The organism is Clavibacter lycopersici, assembly GCF_003576405.1.
GTDB classification, from domain to species: domain Bacteria; phylum Actinomycetota; class Actinomycetes; order Actinomycetales; family Microbacteriaceae; genus Clavibacter; species Clavibacter lycopersici.
The window spans coordinates 1-325 of sequence record NZ_QWGT01000593.1; the positions used below are offsets into that span (position 1 = coordinate 1).

The following is a 325-nucleotide window of genomic DNA, read 5'->3' on the forward strand; positions in this document are numbered from 1 at the left end:
GGGCGCGCTCGGCCGGTCGCCGCGCTCCTGCAGCGCCTTGAACACGGGGGTGTCCTCGAGCTTCAGGCGGATCCAGAGGCCGAACGCCACGAGCAGCGCCGAGAGGAGGAAGGCCACGCGCCAGCCCCAGGCGAGGAAGTCCTCCTCGGTGAGCAGCACCGTGAGCAGCGCGAGCGCGCCGTTGGCGAGCAGGTTGCCCGCGGGCGGGCCGACCTGCGCGGCCGACGACCAGAAGCCCCTCTTCCGTGGATCCCCGAACTCGCTCGAGAGCAGCACCGCGCCGCCCCACTCGCCGCCGACGCCCACGCCCTGCGCGAAGCGGAGG

General features: G+C 74.5%; 1 protein-coding gene. It reads right to left on the minus strand.

Going from position 1 to position 325, the window contains the following annotated elements; translation table 11 throughout:
- Window positions 1-325 (minus strand): MFS transporter (locus DZG00_RS16690; protein WP_147360121.1); only part of this gene is annotated, 325 nt, incomplete at both ends.